Consider the following 15,144-nt stretch of genomic DNA (forward strand, 5'->3'; position numbering starts at 1 on the left):
CCCCCTACGAGGAGGCGATCCCCGTCAGAAACGCCGACCAGGAGGAGAGGGAGAGGGTCAGGTGGGGGGCAGCTCTGCGCTTGGAGTCGCGGATGTGGATGGCGGAGGGGTGGGTGCGGACTTCGAGGCACTCGCCGCCCCCGCCGCTGCTGTACGACGACTTCCGCCAGGTGTAGGCGGCTTCGACGCATTCGCCGCCCTCGCCGCCGCTGTAGCTGGACTTGAACCAGGTGAGTTGCTGACTGTTCACAGCTCCTCCAGCTTCTTCTCGATCAACGCCCGGGATTCTGCGGGCGGAAGAGCCATCGCCCGCATGATCCCATAGCGGTCAGCGATCGTCCGGACCTCTTCGGGGTCGGTGATCAGCCGGGGAAATCCCTGTACTTCTGTGTACCCCACCTGCGGGTGCTTCGGCGGAGTCAGCAGGTTGAACCCGCCATCCATGTTGGGGTGGTCCTCGATACCGGTCGGCATCACCTGGATCTCCACGTTCCGCAACGCGCCGATACGCAGCAACTGCTTGAGCTGCGCCTGCCGCACCGCACGGCCTCCGATCGGCCGGTCCAGCACCACCTCTTCAAGCACGTAACTGCACATCGGCGCGGGCCACTTGTCGAAGACCTGCTGTCGTGCAAGGCGGTCGGCGACCCGCTTCTCGATCATCTCCTCGTCGAGCAGCGGACGTCGGCGGGAGAACACGGCCCGCGCATAGTCCTCGGTCTGCAACAAGCCAGGCACGCCTTGGTTGGCGTAGAAGTGCAGCTCAACGGACCCCGCCTCCAGCGCCGCATATCCCCTGTACCACTCGGGATGCCGCGTCCGCGCCCTCTTCATCGCCTCCTTCAGCTCAGGGAGCGCCGCGACCAGCAACCCCCCGGCCCCCAACAACTCGTCCGCCTTCACCAGCATGTCCGGCTGCGGGACCCGCACCCCCCTCTCCATCGCCGAGATGGCATCAGGGCCGTACCCCACCGTCGCCCCGAACTCCTTCTGCGTGAGCCCGGCCCGCTCGCGCAGCAGCTTCAGCATCTTGCCCAGGGCTGTGATCAGCCCCGTCGTCCCGTCGGCCTCCGCCGGAGTCTCCGGCCTCCGCTCCTGCTGTACGTCCGTCACGCACCCACCGCCTCGACGTCCTCGTGGTCACGGCCGACGACCCGTACGCCTCACTCGACACACCCGTACGGTCACCGTGAGTCGCGCGATCGCCCCTGGTCAGCGTACGAAGAACCGACCACGCTCTGTCACGTGAACGCCGAAATCTCCACCCCCACCGCCGAACTGACCCAGCGTCTGAGCGCCACCCCACGCGGCGCACGCCTGGCCCGCCGTCTCGTGGCCAACGCGCTGGACACCTGGGGTCACCCCTATGACGGCGACCTGAACCACACGGCCCAGCACCTGGTCGCGGAGCTGGCCGCGAACGCCGTCACCCACGGTCGTGTCCCCGGCCGGGACTTCGAGGTGCGGGTGCTGCTGCTCGCCGACGACGACACCCTCCGTATCGAGGTGAGCGACGCGAGGGGCGACCGGGGACTGCGGTTCGTGACGGATCCGGAGGCGGACGGGGGGCGGGGGCTGGTGCTCGTGTCGCTGCTGGCCCGTACCTGGGGAGTCACCGGGCGGGACGTCGGCAAGACGGTGTGGGCCGAGCTCGCGCTGTCTGTCAGTGGCGGCCGTTAGGGTCCGCGACCATGACCGCCGACTTCATCACCGCCACCCGCACCTTCTACGACGCGATCGCCTCCGACTACGCGGACCGTTTCCGCTCCGAGTTCACCCAACGGCCCGTGGAGAGGGCCATGTTGGACGTGTTCGCCGAACTCGTCGGCCCCGGCGCCGAGGTGGCGGACCTCGGCTGTGGTCCCGGCCGGGTGACCGGCCGGCTGGCGGCACTGGGTCTGTCGGTCTTCGGCCTCGACCTGTCCGAGTCGATGCTGGCGATCGCCCGCCGCGAGAACCCCGGTCTGCGCTTCGTCCAGGGCTCGATGCTGGAGCTGGAGGTGGCGGACGGGGCGCTGGACGGGGTGCTGTGCTGGTACTCGTCCATCCACACCCCGGACGACCGGCTGCCGTCGCTGTTCCAGGAGTTCAGGAGGGTGCTGAGGCCCGGCGGGCACCTGCTCCTGGCGTTCCAGGCGGGGGACGTGGCGCGCAGGCACACCAACCCCTGGGGGCACCCGGTGACCCTGGACTTCGAACGGCGCCGGCCGGAGGCCATGACCGGGCTGCTCACGGAGGCCGGCTTCACCGTCCACTCCACCACCGTGCGGCAGCCGGACGCACGACTGGAGGAAACGAGCCCGCAGGCGTTCCTGATGGCGACGGCCTGAGATCCACGCCGGGCCGCGCGGGCGATCCGGGATACGGCCGCCCGGTGCGACTAGCGCTGCGGCTCCGCGGCCCCCGGCTCCACCCGCTCGGCCCCCAGTTCCGTCGCCCGTTCCTGCAGGTCGCGCAGGGCCGCGTGGGCGATTTCGGGGTAGGGGCGGCCGTCTGTCGCCTCGGTCCAGTGGAGGTAGGAGGCGGTGAGGGCGAGGAGGCCTACTTCGGTGGCGAGGCGGGCGGTGGCGTCGGCGGTGCCGCGGTCGCGCAGGGCTTGGGTGACGGCGGTGCGGACGCGGGCGGCCTTGAGGAGTTCGCGCTCCTGGAGTTCGCTGTGGGCGTCGATCACCAGGCGCCGCAGCCGGGCGAGTTCGCGGTGTTCTTCGGTGAAGGTGCCGGCGACCGCGTCCAGGGCGACGGCGAGGCAGCCGACGACCGTGGTCCCGGGCGGCGCGTCGCGGATCGCGTCGGCGACGCGGTCGGCCATCTCGCCCTGCCCGCCGAACAGCACCTCGCGTTTGTCGGCGAAGTGCCGGAAGAACGTGCTCTTGGTCAGACCGGCGCGGTCCGCGATCTCGGCGACCGTCGTGGCGTCGTACCCGCGCTCGACGAAGAGGGCGAGCGCGGCGCGCACCAGCCGGTCCGGCGCGTTCGGTTCCCATCGGGCCATGGCCCACATCCTAGGCGACGGGACTGAATCCCGTCACTGACGGGACTTGGTCCCGTCGCGGTGTTAGGGTCGGAGTGACGGGACGAAGTCGCATCACTTTGGGGAGTTTCCATGCGTGTGTTCGTCACCGGCGCGTCCGGCCACATCGGCTCGGCCGTCGTCTCCGATCTCCTCGCCGCCGGGCACCGGGTCACCGGCCTCGCCCGCTCGGACGCGTCCGCCGCGGCCGTGACCGGGCTCGGCGCGACCGCGCTCCGCGGCGACCTCGACGACCCGGTCGGGCTGGCGGCGGCGGCCGCGGACGCCGACGGGGTGATCCATCTGGCCTTCAAGCACGAGGAGGCGTTCGCCGGCGGCTGGGGCGACGCGCTGACCGCGGAGTGGACGGCCCTGCGGGCACTCGGCGACGCGCTCGCGGGCAGCTGCAAGCCGCTGGTCTGGGCCTCGGGCGTGGCCGGGGAGTCGCGCGAGCGCATCCTCACCGAGGAGGACCCCGTCGCCCCGAGCGAGGAGGGCGGCGGCCGCGGGGACGTGGAGATCGCCGTGCTGCGGCTCGCGGAGCGGGACGTGCGGTCCTCGGTGGTCCGGATCCCGCCCATCACCCACAGCGCCCTGGACCGGGCGGGCTTCGCCCGGATGCTGATCGCCACCGCGCGCAGGAACGGCTTCGCCGGCTACCCCGGCGACGGTACGAACCGCTGGCCCGCCGGCCACACCCTCGATGTCGCCCGGGTCTTCCGGCTCGCGCTGGAGAAGGCACCGCCGGGCACCCGGTGGCACCCGGCCGGGGACGAGGGCATCCCGGTGCGCGAGATCGCCCAGCACATCGGGGACGGCCTCGGGCTGCCGGTGCGGAGTGTGCCGACGGCCGAACTGCCGTCGTACTTCGGCCCGTTCATGTCGCGGGTGATCGTGAACAACTCACCCGTGTCGACCTCCACCACCCGGCGCGTCCTCGGCTGGGAACCGTCCCACCCGGGCCTGTTCGAGGACTTCGACAAGCTCGACTACTTCTCCTTCGCGTAGAGGCCCTCGATCTCCGCCGCGAAGTCCTTCATGACCGCCTCCCGGCGCAGCTTCATCGAGGGGGTGAGGTGGCCCGCCTCCTCGGTGAAGTCGACGGGGAGCATGGCGAAGCGGCGGATGGACTCGGGGCGGGAGACCAGCTTGTTGGCCTCGTCGACCGCCCGCTGCAGGATGGCGCGCAACTCGGCGTCGTCCAGGAGGAGTTCCGGCGGCACCGGGTGCTTGCCGTGCATCTGCCGCCAGTGGGTGAGGCCGTCCCGGTCGAGGGTGATCAGGGCGCTGACGTACGGCAGTCCGTCGCCGACCAGCATCACCTGGGAGATGAGGGGGTGCGAGCGCAGCCAGTTCTCCAGCGGGGCGGGGGCCACGGACTTGCCACCGGCCGTGATCAGCATCTCCTTCTTGCGGCCGGTGATGGTGAGGTAGCCCTCGTCGTCCAACTCGCCTATGTCGCCGGTGGCGAGCCAGCCGTCGCGGGTCGCCGGGACGACCCCGCCGGCCGCCGGGTCCCAGTAGCCGCGCAGCACGTGGTCGCCGGCGACCAGGATCTCCCCGTCGGCCGCGATCCGGATCTTGGTGCCGGGCATCGGCCAGCCCACCGTGCCGAGGCGGGGCTTGAGGGGCGGGGTGCAGGTGCTGGCGGCGGTGGTCTCGGTCAGGCCGTAGCCCTCGTAGATCTCGATGCCGGCCCCGGCGTAGAACGCGGCGAGCCGGCGGCCCAGCGGGGAGCCGCCGCAGATGATGTGGCGGACCTTGCCGCCCATGGCGGTGCGGATACGGCGGTAGACCAGCGGGTCGTAGAAGGTGCGGGCGGTCTTCAGGGCGCGGCCGGGGCCGCCGCCGGTGCCGGTCTGCTTGGCCTCCAGCGCCTCGCCGTACCGCTGGGCGATGTTCGTGGCCCGGTCGAAGGCGGAGACCCGGCCGCCCGCCTCCGCCTTCGCCCGGGCGGTGTTGAAGACCTTCTCCAGCATGTACGGGATGGTCAGCAGGCAGGTCGGTCTGAAGGCGGCGAGGTCCGGGAGCAGGTCCTCGGCCTTGAGGCTCGGGGCGTGGCCGAGGCGGACCCCGGCGCGGATGCAGGCGATCGCCACCATCCGGCCGAAGACATGGGACATGGGCAGGAAGAGGAGGATGGAGACCTCCTCGTCGTTGCGCGCCTTGAAGATCGGGTAGAGGAGTTCGATCGCGTTGTCGACCTCGGCGAAGAAGTTGCCGTGCGAGAGGGCGCAGCCCTTGGGCCGGCCGGTGGTGCCCGAGGTGTAGATGAGGGTGGCGAGGGTGTCGGGGCCCAGCATGCCCCGCCGGACGCCCACTTCGGCGTCGTTGACGTGCTCGCCGGCCTCCGCGAGCCGGTCCACGTGCCCCTTCTCCATCACCCACAGGTGCCGCAGATCGGGCAGCCGGTCGAGTTCCGGGCCGAGCGCGGCGGCCTGCGCGGCGGTCTCCGTGACCAGCGCGACCGCGCCGGAGTCGTGCAGGATCCAGCGGGTCTGGAAGACCGACGAGGTCGGGTAGACCGGGACGGTCACCAGGCCGGCCGCCCAGGCGCCGAAGTCGAGGAGCGTCCACTCGTACGTCGTGCGGGCCATGACGGCGATCCGGTCGCCCGGCATCAGCCCCTCCGCGATCAGCCCCTTCGCCACCGCCTGCACCTGCGCGGCGAACCGGTCCGCCGTCACCTGCTCCCAACGGCCCTCGCCGTCGGCCGGCTTGCGGCTGAGCACCACCGCGCCCGGGGCCCGCTCCGCGTTCTCGAACGGCAGGTCGGCGAGCGAGCCGTGCCGCACCGGCGGCGCGAACGGCGGTACGTACGCCTCCCGCACCACGCCGTCCAGCCGCTGCACCTGGGGCTCGACCAGGATCGGCTTCCCGTCGTAGTCCGTGGCCTGGATCGCGACACCGGAGGAGACGGGGGCGGCGTGCTGGAAAGAGGAAGTGGACACGGGGCGGCTCCTCGGGCGTGCAGCGGGTGAACTGCTTGCTGCATGTCGTACGCGCCTCGCGCACCGAGGCGTTCACCGGGGCCGGGCCTCAGAAAAGGGTTACCGGCGGTTAGACAGGAGAGCGTACGGGCCTGCTGTGGCGGGGTTGTGCGTTTTCCGGGATGGTCCGGGGCCGGGCCTGTGCATTCCCGGAGGTTACGTGAGGGTCTCTCACATTCGGCACGACTGACGGCTCTTGACAGCTGTGACTTAGACTTACCTACGGTAACCTTACTCCAGAGTCAGAAATCGGGCCATCCGGGGGACGAACATGACGGACCGCTATCTGGGCTTCACCGCCACCGCACCGGGCCGCTTCCTCACCCGGCGGCTCGGGCTGCCGCAGCCGGCCCGGCTGACACGTCCCTCGCAAGCGCCTTCCCTGGACGGGGAGTTGCTGCATCTCACCGCGGGCAAGACCGCTCTCGACCTGGCCCCCGTCCTCGCCCGCACCGGGCTGCCGGCCGACGACTCGGGCACCCCCGTCGCCGTCGTCCTGGACGCCACCGGGGTGCGGGACACCGACGCGCTGACCGAGGTGCACGCGGCCCTGCACCCCGTCGTGCGGTCCGTCGCCACCAGCGGCCGGGTGGTGGTGCTGGGCGCGCCGCTCGACCCCGCCGACCACCACCAGAGCGCCGCCCAGCAGGCGCTGGAGGGGTTCACCCGGTCCCTGGGCAAGGAGATCGGACGCGGCAGGACGGTGAACCTCCTGCGGCTGACCGACGCCACGGCCGCCGAGTCCACCCTGCGGTTCCTGCTCTCGCCCCGCTCCGCCTACGTCAGCGGACAGGTGATCGAGGTCGGCGCGGGCACCTTCGCCGCACCCGACGACCCGCGGCGCCCGCTCGCGGGGCGCACCGCGCTGGTCACCGGGGCCGCGCGCGGGATCGGCGCGGCCGTCGCCGAGACGCTGGCGCGGGACGGGGCACGGGTCGTCGTACTGGACGTACCGGCGGCGGAGGCGGACGCCCGGGCGCTCGCCGAACGGCTCGGCGGGAGCGCGCTGGCGCTCGACATCACGGCGGCCGACGCCGGGGCGCGGATCGTCGACGCGCTGCCGGACGGGCTGGACGTACTCGTCCACAACGCGGGGATCACCCGGGACCGGCGGCTGGTCAACATGCCCGCCGAGCGGTGGACTTCGGTGCTGGAGGTGAACCTCGGGAGCGTGCTGCGCACGACGGACGCGCTGCTGGAGCGCAGCGCGCTCAACGCGGGCGGACGGATCGTGGCCACCGCGTCCATCGCCGGGATCGCGGGCAACGCGGGGCAGACGAACTACGCGGCGAGCAAGGCGGGGGTCGTCGGGCTGGTGCGGAGCCTGGCGCCCCGGGCGCTCGCCGAGTACGGGGTGACGGTGAACGCGGTCGCGCCCGGGTTCGTCGAGACGCGGATGACCGCCGCGATTCCGCTGCTCGTCCGGGAGGTGGGGCGGCGGATGAACTCGCTGGCGCAGGGTGGGGTGCCGGGGGATGTGGCGGAGACGGTGGGGTGGCTGGCGGAGCCGGGGTCGGGGGCGGTGAACGGGCAGGTCGTGCGGGTGTGTGGGCAGAGTTTTTTGGGGGCGTAGCGGTTGTTCGGTCGTGTGCGGGTGGGTGGGGGCTGGTCGCGCCCACGCGGCGGTAGCCGCATATCGGACACAGCCCCGCGCCCCTGACGGGGCGTTCCCCTCACCGGAATTGAAAGGCAAGGTCCGTGACAGTACTCAACAACACCCCTTCTCTCGGGCCCCTGCTCGCCCTCGGTGCGCTGCGGTCGCCGTTCAAGAGGCCTGCGCCCGATGCTGATTTCCCCCGTGCGCGCCTCGTGCTCCCCGGTCTGCGTCCCGATCTCGGGAAACTCGCCGCCTATGAACGTGTCTGCGGGTTCGGGACCGGTGACGACGGGCTGCCCGTCACGTATCCGCATGTGCTGGGGTTTCCGTTGGCGATGCGGCTGATGAGTGCGCGGGAGTTCCCGTTGCCGTTGCTGGGGCTGGTGCACACGTCCGTGGAGATCGAGCGGCGGGCGGAGCTGCCCGGTGACGGGACGTACGAGCTGGCGGTGCACATCGAGAAGCTGAGTCCGCACCGGCGGGGCACGGAGGCGACGGTCGTCACCGGGATGCGGGCCGACGGGGAAGTGGTGTGGGAGTCGCGGAGCACCTATCTGGCGCGGCACGGGAGCCCGGGGGCCGCGGAGGCGCCCCGGGAGGCGCCGGGCGGGCCGCTGCCCGTCGTCGCCGAGTGGCATCTCGCCGGGGACGTGGGGCGGCGGTACGGGGCGGCGTCCGGGGACCGCAACCCGATTCACCTGTACCCGTTCACCGCCCGGCTGTTCGGGTTCCCGCGGGCGATCGCGCACGGGATGTGGACCGCGGCCCGCTGCCTCGCGGCGCACGGGGTGCCGACAGCGGCGACCGTGCGGGCGGAGTTCCGGGCGCCGGTGCCGTTGCCGGGGACGGTCGAATACGCGGCGGAGGGCGGCCGATTTCAATTGCGGAGCGGAGATCGGATCCATGTGGAGGGCAGCGTAGCCCCAAGGATCTCCTGAATCTCTGCCAACGCTGTACAAAGAATGTGTTTCGCCTTTCTGTGAGGCACCTGTCACCGCCTCGCGAAATCGCAGGTGGAGGAGGCGGCCGGGGTCGGTTCCACACGGGATTCCAAGCTCGTCCAAGACGGCATAAAGGATTCCCTAATACTGCGCTTAGACAGCGTTCTTAGCCTCTGCTCACTTTCTGATCCACTGCACGAAAGGCACTGAGCATGCCTCCCAGACGCGTCGCAGTACTCGCCGACTCGGACACCCGTTGGAAATGGGGGGCGTCGGTGGCCCGGCAACTCGCCCCCGAGCACGCACTCGACGCGTACTTCCTGAGCACCCGGTCCACCCCCACCGAACGGCAGCTCGCCGAGATCGGCATCGTGCCCGACACCCGGCGCGAGACACCCGCCGCCGGGCTGGTCGACGACGCGGAGCTGGCCGACGCCGACCTGGTGGTGCTGGCGGTGGCCGGCGGCACCGTGCTGGCGCTCGTCCACAGCCTGGGACGCGCATGGGCGGACCGGGAGCACCGGCCGGTCACGGTCAGCGGGTACGTCGGCGTGGTCTACGAGAAGATGGTCGACGGTCTGCTGACCCGGGCCGGCACGGATCTGGTGCTCGCCAACTCCGGCCACGACCACCGGCGTTTCCGGTCCGTCTTCGAGAGCGTCGACGTCGACCCGGACTCGGTCGTCGAGTGCGCCCTGCCGTTCCTCTCCGGCGCGCCCTACCGGCCGTCCGCCGACCGGCCGTTCACCGTCACCTTCGCGGTCCAGCCCTCCGTGCCCAAGGACCGGCCGTCCCGGCTCGGCCTCCTGGAGCGCGCCGCCGCGCACGCCCGGCTGCACCCGGAGCGGCAGGTGCTGGTGAAGCTGCGCAGCCTGCCCGGCGAGCAGACCACCCATGTCGAGGCCGACCCCTACCAGCACCTGGTCGACTCCCTCGCCGAACCCGCCCCGGCCAACCTCCGGCTCGCCTACGGCAACATGGGCGAGGTCCTGGACCGTACCGACCTGCTGGTCACGGTGAGTTCGACGGCCGCCCTGGAGTCGATGCACCGGCGGATACCCACCGCGATCCTCACCGACTTCGGCGTCCGCGAGGCCCACGGCAACCACTACTTCGTGCACTCGGGCTGCCTCGCCTCCTGGGACGACATCGACGCGGGCGCGCTCCCGCAGCCCGACCCCAAGTGGGCGGCGGCCCAGGGCATCGGCAAGAGCGACCCGTACGCGGCGGCCCGCGCCCGGGTCGCCGCGCTGCGCGCCGCCGGCCCGCTGCCCCCGCTGCGCCCCTACTACACGGCGCAGTCCGCCGGTATCTACCTCGGCACCATCCTCCGCCACAACGGCTTCGACGAGGAGGGCCGCCCGCTGCCCGCGCCGCTGGGCGCCGCCGGTACGGGGCGGATGAAGAAGGCGGTACGACGGGTCGCCCGGCGGGGTGCCAAGAAGCTGTACCGCGTCGGTCACCAGCGGCTCGCGCCCGCCCTGCGCCGCTGGGGTGCCGTGTGAACACCGCCGCCCGGGGCGGTGTCTCATGAGCCGCACCCTCGCGCTCGTCGAGTCCCCCGCCCAGCTGCTGAACCTGCTGGAGTGGGCGCTCGGCGAGCGCGGCGGGGCACCGGACCCGGCGCTCTGCGAGGTCGCGGTGCTGCTGCCCCGGGACGCCGTCACCCGGCACCAGCTCCGGGTGACGGCGGAGCTGGCGGAGGCGGAGGGGCTGGCCGTCGGCCACTACGACATCCGCCGCGGGCCCGTCGGTTTCGCGCGGGCGGTCACGGCGCTCGGGCCGAGGCTGGCGACGGCCGGCCGGCTCTTCCTGGGCGACCCGTTCTCGGGCGTGATCCAGCGGCTGCTGCCGCTCTCCCCCGCCCGTGACCTGGTCCTCGTCGACGACGGCACGGCCACGCTGGAGCTGTCCCGTGCGCTGCTCGCCGGCCGCCCGCCGGTCCGCTGGCACCACCGCGGCCCGGCCTCGCGCGCGGCGGCCCGTACCGGCCGTCGGCTGACCCCCGGCGACGGACGGCGGCTGGAGGTCTTCTCCTGTCTGTCGGAGCGGCTGCGGCTGCCGCCCGGCGCCGTCGCCTCCGGCAACGCCTACACCTGGGCCCGGGACCGCTTCGGCCCGCCCGAGGTGCGGCCCGGCACCGACCTGATCGGCAGCTCGCTCGCCGAGACCGGTCTGATCGGGACGGAACGCTATGTGGAGGAGGTGACGTCGATCGCCCACCAGCGCAACGTCGAGCGCTACTACGCGCACCGCCGTGAGGACCCCGACAAGCTGCGGCTGCTCGCCGAGTACGGCGAGCTGGAGATCGTACGTCCCGAACTGCCCCTGGAACTGGAGCTGTTGCGCGGCCCGGTCGCCGCGGAGCTGGTCAGCCTGCCGTCGTCGGTGCTGCGGACACTGCCGCTGGTGCTGGCCGGGACGGGCGTGGAGATCACGGTCTGCGCGGAGGCCACCGGGTGGCTGCGGCCTCGGACGTCCGCGCGGGCGGCGGCCTTCCTGGACGAGGTGACGGCTATCCGGCCGACGACGTCCTGGGACCCGCGCTGACCGACCGGGACGGGTGCGACGGGGACCAGGCACGGCCCTCCATCAGGTTGCCGAGCCCCGCCCAGGAGAAGTTCATCAGGGTCGCCGCCGCCTGGTGCGCGGTGACCCCGGGGGTGGCGTTGGCCCAGGTGGCGAGGGACTCGGCCGCGCCGACCAGGGCCTCGGCGAGCCCCGCCACCTCGCCCTCCGCCAGGTCGGGATCGCGGTGCGCCTCCCGTGCGGCGACGACGATGAGCTGGGTCACGAACTCCACGATCTCCGTGCGCATCGCCGCGACCTCGGAGGCGAACCGCTCGCCGTGCGTCCGTGCCTGCAGATGCAGCACCGACCAGCCATCGGGGTGCTCGCCGGTGTGGGTGAAGAAGGCCCGTAGCCCGTCCCAGAGCTGCCGGTCGGCGGGCAGCTCGCGGTGCACACCGGCCCGTACCGCCTCGGTCAGCGCCTTCGCCTCACGGCGGATGCACGCCGTGAACAGGTCGTCCTTGGAGTTGAGGTACAGATACACCAACGGCTTGGAGACACCGGCGAGTTCGGCGATCTCGTCCATCGACGCGGCCATGTAGCCGCGCTGGCCGAAGGTCCGTACGGCGGCGTCGAGCATCTGCTGCTCCCGTACCGCGCGCGGCATCCGCTTGGTCTTCACGGTCCCCATGGAGACCAAGCCTAGTTGGGCCCGGAGGCGCGGGCGCCGCTCAGGAGGAGGTCTGGGCCTGACCCTGCGCCTGGGTCGCCTCGTCGACGGCCTCGTCCTCCTGGCTGCGGTTGGCCTCGATGTTGGCCTTCATCCGGTCGACCCGCTGCGAGACCTTGACCGAGGCGCGGTCCCGCTCCTTGCGCAGCACGATGAAGCTGATGGGTGCCGACAGGACGAGGGAGAGCAGCAGGACCCACAGGAAGTTGGAGTCGCCGAAGCCACGCGGGAACGCGCCGGCGTAGACGAGGCCCCAGACGACGAGGAGGCAGCCCGCGAAGATACCGAGGCGCATCAGCGTGTAGCGGAGCATCTCAATCCAGTCTTCCGATGACGAAAAAGGGCACCGTCCAGTGAAGCACGGGGCGGGACCGATCTTGCAGCGGGGTCCGTTCAGTCGAGCGGGAGCAGCATGGTGATGTCGTCGCGGTCGTCGCCGGGCGCGACCCGGATCGCGGCGGGGACGCGGCCGACCTCCTTGTAGCCGCAGGATCCGTAGAAGTGCTCCAGGCCGTGGCCGCCGCGGCAGGTGAGCCGTATCGCGTCTATCCCGTCGAAGCGGCGGGCCTCGTCGGCGGCGGCCGCGAGCAGGTCCCGCCCGTAGCCCCGGCCCTGGTGGCTCGGGTGCACCATCACCGTGTACAGCCACACCCAGTGCTTCATCAGGCGATGCGTGTTGAAGGAGAAGAACGCGGTGGCGGCGACGTCGCCCGACCCGTCGATCCCGACGAGCAGCCGGATCCGCCCCTCAGCCATGGCGGCCATGTGCTTCACCAGCTCCGGCCGGATCTCCTCCGCCGTCACCGGCGCGACGAACCCGACGGCACCGCCGGCGTTCGACACGTCCGTCCACAGGTTGAGGACACCGTCGCGGAGAGCGGGGGTGACGGCGGGATCGAGGGTGAAGGTAAGGGACATGGCGGGATGGTAGCTGTTACAGGGAGAGGTGCGGGTGCGTGGGGGCTGCCTCACACCCGCATCGGCTGAGGCGACTCGCGGCGCGCCGGGTCGGAGCCCTCGTACTCGCGGATGATCTCGTACCGCGTGTTCCGCTCCACCGGGCGGAAGCCCGCGTCGCGGATGAGGTCGAGCAGGTCCTCGCGGGTCAGCTTGTTCGGCGTGCCGTAGTTGTCCGCGTCGTGGGTGATCTTGTACTCGACGACCGAGCCGTCCATGTCGTCGGCGCCGTGCTGCAGCGCCAGCTGGGCGGTCTGGACGCCGTGCATGACCCAGAAGACCTTGACGTGCGGGACGTTGTCGAAGAGGAGGCGGGAGACCGCGAAGGTCTTGAGCGCCTCCGCGCCGGTCGCCATCTGGGTGCGGGCCTGGAGGCGGTTCCTGACCTTGCCGTCCTTCATGTCCACGAAGTCGTGCTGGTAGCGCAGCGGGATGAAGACCTGGAAGCCGTTGGTCTCGTCCTGGAGCTCACGCAGCCGCAGGACGTGGTCGACGCGGTGGCGGGGCTCCTCGATGTGGCCGTAGAGCATCGTGCAGGGCGTCTTGAGGCCCTTCTCGTGCGCCAGGCGGTGGATCCGGGACCAGTCCTCCCAGTGGGTGCGGTGGTCCACGATGTGCTGGCGGACCTCCCAGTCGAAGATCTCCGCGCCGCCGCCGGTCAGGGACTCCAGACCCGCGTCGATCAGCTCGTCGAGGATCTCGGAGGCGGACAGCCCGGAGATCGTCTCGAAGTGGTGGATCTCGGTGGCCGTGAAGGCCTTCAGGGAGACGTTCGGCAGGGCCGCCTTCAGCTCGCGCAGCGACCGCGGGTAGTAGCGCCACGGCAGGTTCGGGTGCAGGCCGTTGACGATGTGCAGCTCGGTGAGGTTCTCGCCCTCCATCGCCTTGGCGAGCTTCACCGCCTCCTCGATGCGCATCGTGTACGCGTCCTTCTCGCCCGGCTTGCGCTGGAACGAGCAGTACGCGCAGGACGCGGTGCACACGTTCGTCATGTTGAGGTGGCGGTTGACGTTGAAGTGGACGACGTCGCCGTTCTTGCGCGTGCGCACCTCGTGGGCGAGGCCGCCCAGCCAGGCCAGGTCGTCCGACTCGTACAGCGCGATGCCGTCCTCGCGGGACAGCCGCTCACCGGCCCTGACCTTCTCCTCCAGCTCACGCTTGAGCCCGACGTCCATGCCCACACCTCTCTACGACAACTCCGACTACGGTACGTCTACGCCTCTTCGGGCAGTTCCCCGACCCGGTTCTCCCACTTCGTGGAGAGCACGATCGTGGTACGGGTGCGGGAGACGCCCTTCGTGCCGGAGAGCCGCCGGATGGTCTTCTCCAGGCCGTCGACGTTTGTCGAGCGCACCTTGAGCATGAAGGAGTCGTCGCCCGCGATGAACCAGCAGTCCTCGATCTCCGGCAGGTCCCGCAGCCGCTGCGCCACGTCCTCGTGGTCGGCGGCGTCGGAGAGCGAGATGCCGATGAGGGCGATGACACCGAGGCCGAGCGAGGCCGCGTCGACGGTGGCGCGGTAGCCGGTGATGACGCCGGCCGCCTCCAGCCGGTTGATGCGGTCGGTGACGCTGGGTCCCGACAGTCCGACGAGGCGCCCCAGCTCCGCGTACGAGGCCCGGCCGTTCTCCCTCAGGGCCTGGATGAGCTGCCTGTCCACGGCGTCCATGCGATCGAAGCCTTCCGCTGAAAAATCCCGAAGTAGATGAGAGGTACTGCAGAGGTACTGCTACTTGCTGCCGCCGCCGAGGTCCCCTTCCCAGCGGCGATAGAGCCGGTGCCCGACGCCCGCCGCGTCCAGCACCCGCCCGGCGACGAAGTCCACCAGGTCCTGGATGTGCGTGGCTCCCGCGTAGAACGCCGGGGAGGTGGGGACGACGACCGCCCCCAGGTCGTCCAGGGTGACCAGGTGGCGCAGGGTCTGCCCGTTCAGCGGGGTCTCGCGGACGGCCACCACGAGCGGCCGGCGCTCCTTCAGGGTGACACTGGCCGCCCGCTGCAGCAGGTCCTTGGAGAGTCCGAGCGCGACCCCGGCGACGGCGGCGGTGGACGCCGGCACGATCAGCATGCCCTTGGTCCGGTACGACCCGGAGGACGGCCCGGCGGCCAGGTCCCCCGCGTTCCAGTACCGCACCCGCGCCAGGTCCGCCTCGAAGGTCCCCGGCTTGCCGTCGGCGCCCCGCGCCAGCCATTCCCCCAGGTCGTCCCGCCAATGGGCGTCCCGGAAGGAGATGCCGGTCTCGTCCAGCAGAGTAAGCCGCGAGGCCCGGGAGACCACCAGGTCGACGCTCTCCCCCGCATCGAGCAGCGCACGCAGCACAGCGGCGGCATACGGCGTTCCGGACGCCCCGGACACCCCCACGATCCAAGGCACGCGCTGCGATTCTCCTGCGTTCACATCTTGAGCG

Annotated in this window: 17 protein-coding genes; 7 read left to right on the forward strand and 10 right to left on the reverse strand. The window is 71.4% G+C overall.

Annotated features, from left to right (window positions below):
- Positions 1 to 4 precede the first annotated feature (4 nt).
- Both ACGFZS_RS14870 and ACGFZS_RS14875 read right to left on the reverse strand, forming a co-directional pair.
- Positions 5 to 250 (reverse strand): DUF397 domain-containing protein, encoded by a 246-nt coding sequence (locus ACGFZS_RS14870; protein WP_393795365.1) that lies wholly within the window; start codon positions 248 to 250, stop codon positions 5 to 7.
- Positions 247 to 1,113, reverse strand: a complete 867-nt coding sequence (locus ACGFZS_RS14875; RefSeq protein ID WP_393795366.1) for a helix-turn-helix domain-containing protein — start codon at positions 1,111 to 1,113, stop codon at positions 247 to 249. The genes ACGFZS_RS14870 and ACGFZS_RS14875 overlap by 4 nt, the downstream gene beginning before the upstream one ends.
- 132 nt (positions 1,114 to 1,245) lie before the next feature.
- On the opposite strand from ACGFZS_RS14875, the gene ACGFZS_RS14880 reads away from it, so the two are divergent.
- Both ACGFZS_RS14880 and ACGFZS_RS14885 read left to right on the forward strand, forming a co-directional pair.
- Positions 1,246 to 1,680, forward strand: coding sequence for an ATP-binding protein (locus ACGFZS_RS14880; RefSeq protein WP_393795367.1), 435 nt, complete (start codon positions 1,246 to 1,248; stop codon positions 1,678 to 1,680).
- An 11-nt stretch (positions 1,681 to 1,691) separates the two neighbouring features.
- Positions 1,692 to 2,330, forward strand: coding sequence for a class I SAM-dependent methyltransferase (locus tag ACGFZS_RS14885; RefSeq protein WP_393795368.1), 639 nt, complete (start codon positions 1,692 to 1,694; stop codon positions 2,328 to 2,330).
- Between the two features lie 50 nt (positions 2,331 to 2,380).
- Here ACGFZS_RS14885 and ACGFZS_RS14890 read toward each other — a convergent pair whose 3' ends face one another.
- Positions 2,381 to 2,992, reverse strand: a complete 612-nt coding sequence (locus ACGFZS_RS14890; protein WP_393795369.1) for a TetR/AcrR family transcriptional regulator — start codon at positions 2,990 to 2,992, stop codon at positions 2,381 to 2,383.
- Positions 2,993 to 3,103: 111 nt separating this feature from the next.
- Here ACGFZS_RS14890 and ACGFZS_RS14895 point away from each other — a divergent pair, with 111 nt between their 5' ends.
- Positions 3,104 to 4,018 carry an SDR family oxidoreductase gene (locus tag ACGFZS_RS14895; RefSeq protein WP_393795370.1) on the forward strand — a complete coding sequence of 305 codons (915 nt, stop codon included), beginning with the start codon at positions 3,104 to 3,106 and terminating at the stop codon, positions 4,016 to 4,018.
- On the opposite strand, the gene ACGFZS_RS14900 is transcribed toward ACGFZS_RS14895, so the two are convergent.
- The gene (locus tag ACGFZS_RS14900; protein ID WP_393795471.1) at positions 4,000 to 5,910 is read right to left on the reverse strand and encodes an AMP-dependent synthetase/ligase; all 1,911 of its coding nucleotides are present in this window, start codon (positions 5,908 to 5,910) and stop codon (positions 4,000 to 4,002) included. The two genes, ACGFZS_RS14895 and ACGFZS_RS14900, sit on opposite strands and share 19 nt — an antisense overlap.
- A 361-nt stretch (positions 5,911 to 6,271) precedes the next feature.
- On the opposite strand from ACGFZS_RS14900, the gene ACGFZS_RS14905 reads away from it, so the two are divergent.
- The 4 genes from ACGFZS_RS14905 (at position 6,272) to ACGFZS_RS14920 (ending at position 11,088) form a co-directional block, all read left to right on the forward strand.
- The gene (locus tag ACGFZS_RS14905; RefSeq protein ID WP_393795371.1) at positions 6,272 to 7,573 is read left to right on the forward strand and encodes a 3-oxoacyl-ACP reductase; all 1,302 of its coding nucleotides are present in this window, start codon (positions 6,272 to 6,274) and stop codon (positions 7,571 to 7,573) included.
- Between the two features lie 125 nt (positions 7,574 to 7,698).
- The gene (locus ACGFZS_RS14910) at positions 7,699 to 8,535 is read left to right on the forward strand and encodes a MaoC/PaaZ C-terminal domain-containing protein (protein ID WP_393795372.1); all 837 of its coding nucleotides are present in this window, start codon (positions 7,699 to 7,701) and stop codon (positions 8,533 to 8,535) included.
- A gap of 215 nt (positions 8,536 to 8,750) precedes the next feature.
- Positions 8,751 to 10,043 (forward strand): DUF6716 putative glycosyltransferase, encoded by a 1,293-nt coding sequence (locus ACGFZS_RS14915; RefSeq protein ID WP_393795373.1) that lies wholly within the window; start codon positions 8,751 to 8,753, stop codon positions 10,041 to 10,043.
- Between the two features lie 25 nt (positions 10,044 to 10,068).
- On the forward strand, positions 10,069 to 11,088 hold the full coding sequence (locus tag ACGFZS_RS14920; RefSeq protein WP_393795374.1) for a hypothetical protein: 1,020 nt from the start codon (positions 10,069 to 10,071) through the stop codon (positions 11,086 to 11,088).
- On the opposite strand, the gene ACGFZS_RS14925 is transcribed toward ACGFZS_RS14920, so the two are convergent.
- The 6 genes from ACGFZS_RS14925 to ACGFZS_RS14950 all read right to left on the reverse strand — a co-directional run bounded on the left by ACGFZS_RS14925 (position 11,054) and on the right by ACGFZS_RS14950 (position 15,110).
- Complete coding sequence (locus ACGFZS_RS14925; protein WP_365692613.1) at positions 11,054 to 11,740, reverse strand: TetR/AcrR family transcriptional regulator; 687 nt, start codon at positions 11,738 to 11,740, stop codon at positions 11,054 to 11,056. The two genes, ACGFZS_RS14920 and ACGFZS_RS14925, sit on opposite strands and share 35 nt — an antisense overlap.
- A 40-nt stretch (positions 11,741 to 11,780) precedes the next feature.
- Entirely contained in the window at positions 11,781 to 12,092 is a 312-nt protein-coding gene (locus tag ACGFZS_RS14930; RefSeq protein ID WP_355709763.1) for a DUF4229 domain-containing protein, read from the reverse strand.
- Positions 12,093 to 12,172: 80 nt separating this feature from the next.
- On the reverse strand, positions 12,173 to 12,697 hold the full coding sequence (locus tag ACGFZS_RS14935; RefSeq protein WP_393795375.1) for a GNAT family N-acetyltransferase: 525 nt from the start codon (positions 12,695 to 12,697) through the stop codon (positions 12,173 to 12,175).
- A 50-nt stretch (positions 12,698 to 12,747) separates the two neighbouring features.
- Positions 12,748 to 13,911: an aminofutalosine synthase MqnE gene (mqnE, locus tag ACGFZS_RS14940; protein WP_393662446.1), complete on the reverse strand. Its 1,164-nt coding sequence runs from the start codon at positions 13,909 to 13,911 to the stop codon at positions 12,748 to 12,750.
- Positions 13,912 to 13,949: 38 nt separating this feature from the next.
- Positions 13,950 to 14,405 (reverse strand): Lrp/AsnC family transcriptional regulator, encoded by a 456-nt coding sequence (locus ACGFZS_RS14945; RefSeq protein ID WP_393662445.1) that lies wholly within the window; start codon positions 14,403 to 14,405, stop codon positions 13,950 to 13,952.
- 60 nt (positions 14,406 to 14,465) lie between these two features.
- Positions 14,466 to 15,110, reverse strand: a complete 645-nt coding sequence (locus tag ACGFZS_RS14950) for a UbiX family flavin prenyltransferase (RefSeq protein WP_355709769.1) — start codon at positions 15,108 to 15,110, stop codon at positions 14,466 to 14,468.
- Positions 15,111 to 15,144 lie beyond the last annotated feature (34 nt).

Origin of the sequence: Streptomyces sp. NPDC048288 (assembly GCF_043201555.1) — a bacterium.
GTDB lineage: Bacteria > Actinomycetota > Actinomycetes > Streptomycetales > Streptomycetaceae > Streptomyces.

Excerpts from the sequence above, each read along its gene's own strand:
- ACGFZS_RS14885 (WP_393795368.1), top strand. The coding sequence starts at position 1,692 with ATGACCGCCGACTTCATCACCGCCACCCGCACCTTCTACGACGCGATC.
- ACGFZS_RS14890 (WP_393795369.1), bottom strand. The coding sequence starts at position 2,992 with ATGGCCCGATGGGAACCGAACGCGCCGGACCGGCTGGTGCGCGCCGCG.
- ACGFZS_RS14895 (WP_393795370.1), top strand. The coding sequence starts at position 3,104 with ATGCGTGTGTTCGTCACCGGCGCGTCCGGCCACATCGGCTCGGCCGTC.
- ACGFZS_RS14905 (WP_393795371.1), top strand. The coding sequence starts at position 6,272 with ATGACGGACCGCTATCTGGGCTTCACCGCCACCGCACCGGGCCGCTTC.
- ACGFZS_RS14915 (WP_393795373.1), top strand. The coding sequence starts at position 8,751 with ATGCCTCCCAGACGCGTCGCAGTACTCGCCGACTCGGACACCCGTTGG.
- ACGFZS_RS14920 (WP_393795374.1), top strand. The coding sequence starts at position 10,069 with ATGAGCCGCACCCTCGCGCTCGTCGAGTCCCCCGCCCAGCTGCTGAAC.
- ACGFZS_RS14925 (WP_365692613.1), bottom strand. The coding sequence starts at position 11,740 with ATGGGGACCGTGAAGACCAAGCGGATGCCGCGCGCGGTACGGGAGCAG.
- ACGFZS_RS14930 (WP_355709763.1), bottom strand. The coding sequence starts at position 12,092 with ATGCTCCGCTACACGCTGATGCGCCTCGGTATCTTCGCGGGCTGCCTC.
- ACGFZS_RS14935 (WP_393795375.1), bottom strand. The coding sequence starts at position 12,697 with ATGTCCCTTACCTTCACCCTCGATCCCGCCGTCACCCCCGCTCTCCGC.
- mqnE (WP_393662446.1), bottom strand. The coding sequence starts at position 13,911 with ATGGACGTCGGGCTCAAGCGTGAGCTGGAGGAGAAGGTCAGGGCCGGT.
- ACGFZS_RS14945 (WP_393662445.1), bottom strand. The coding sequence starts at position 14,405 with ATGGACGCCGTGGACAGGCAGCTCATCCAGGCCCTGAGGGAGAACGGC.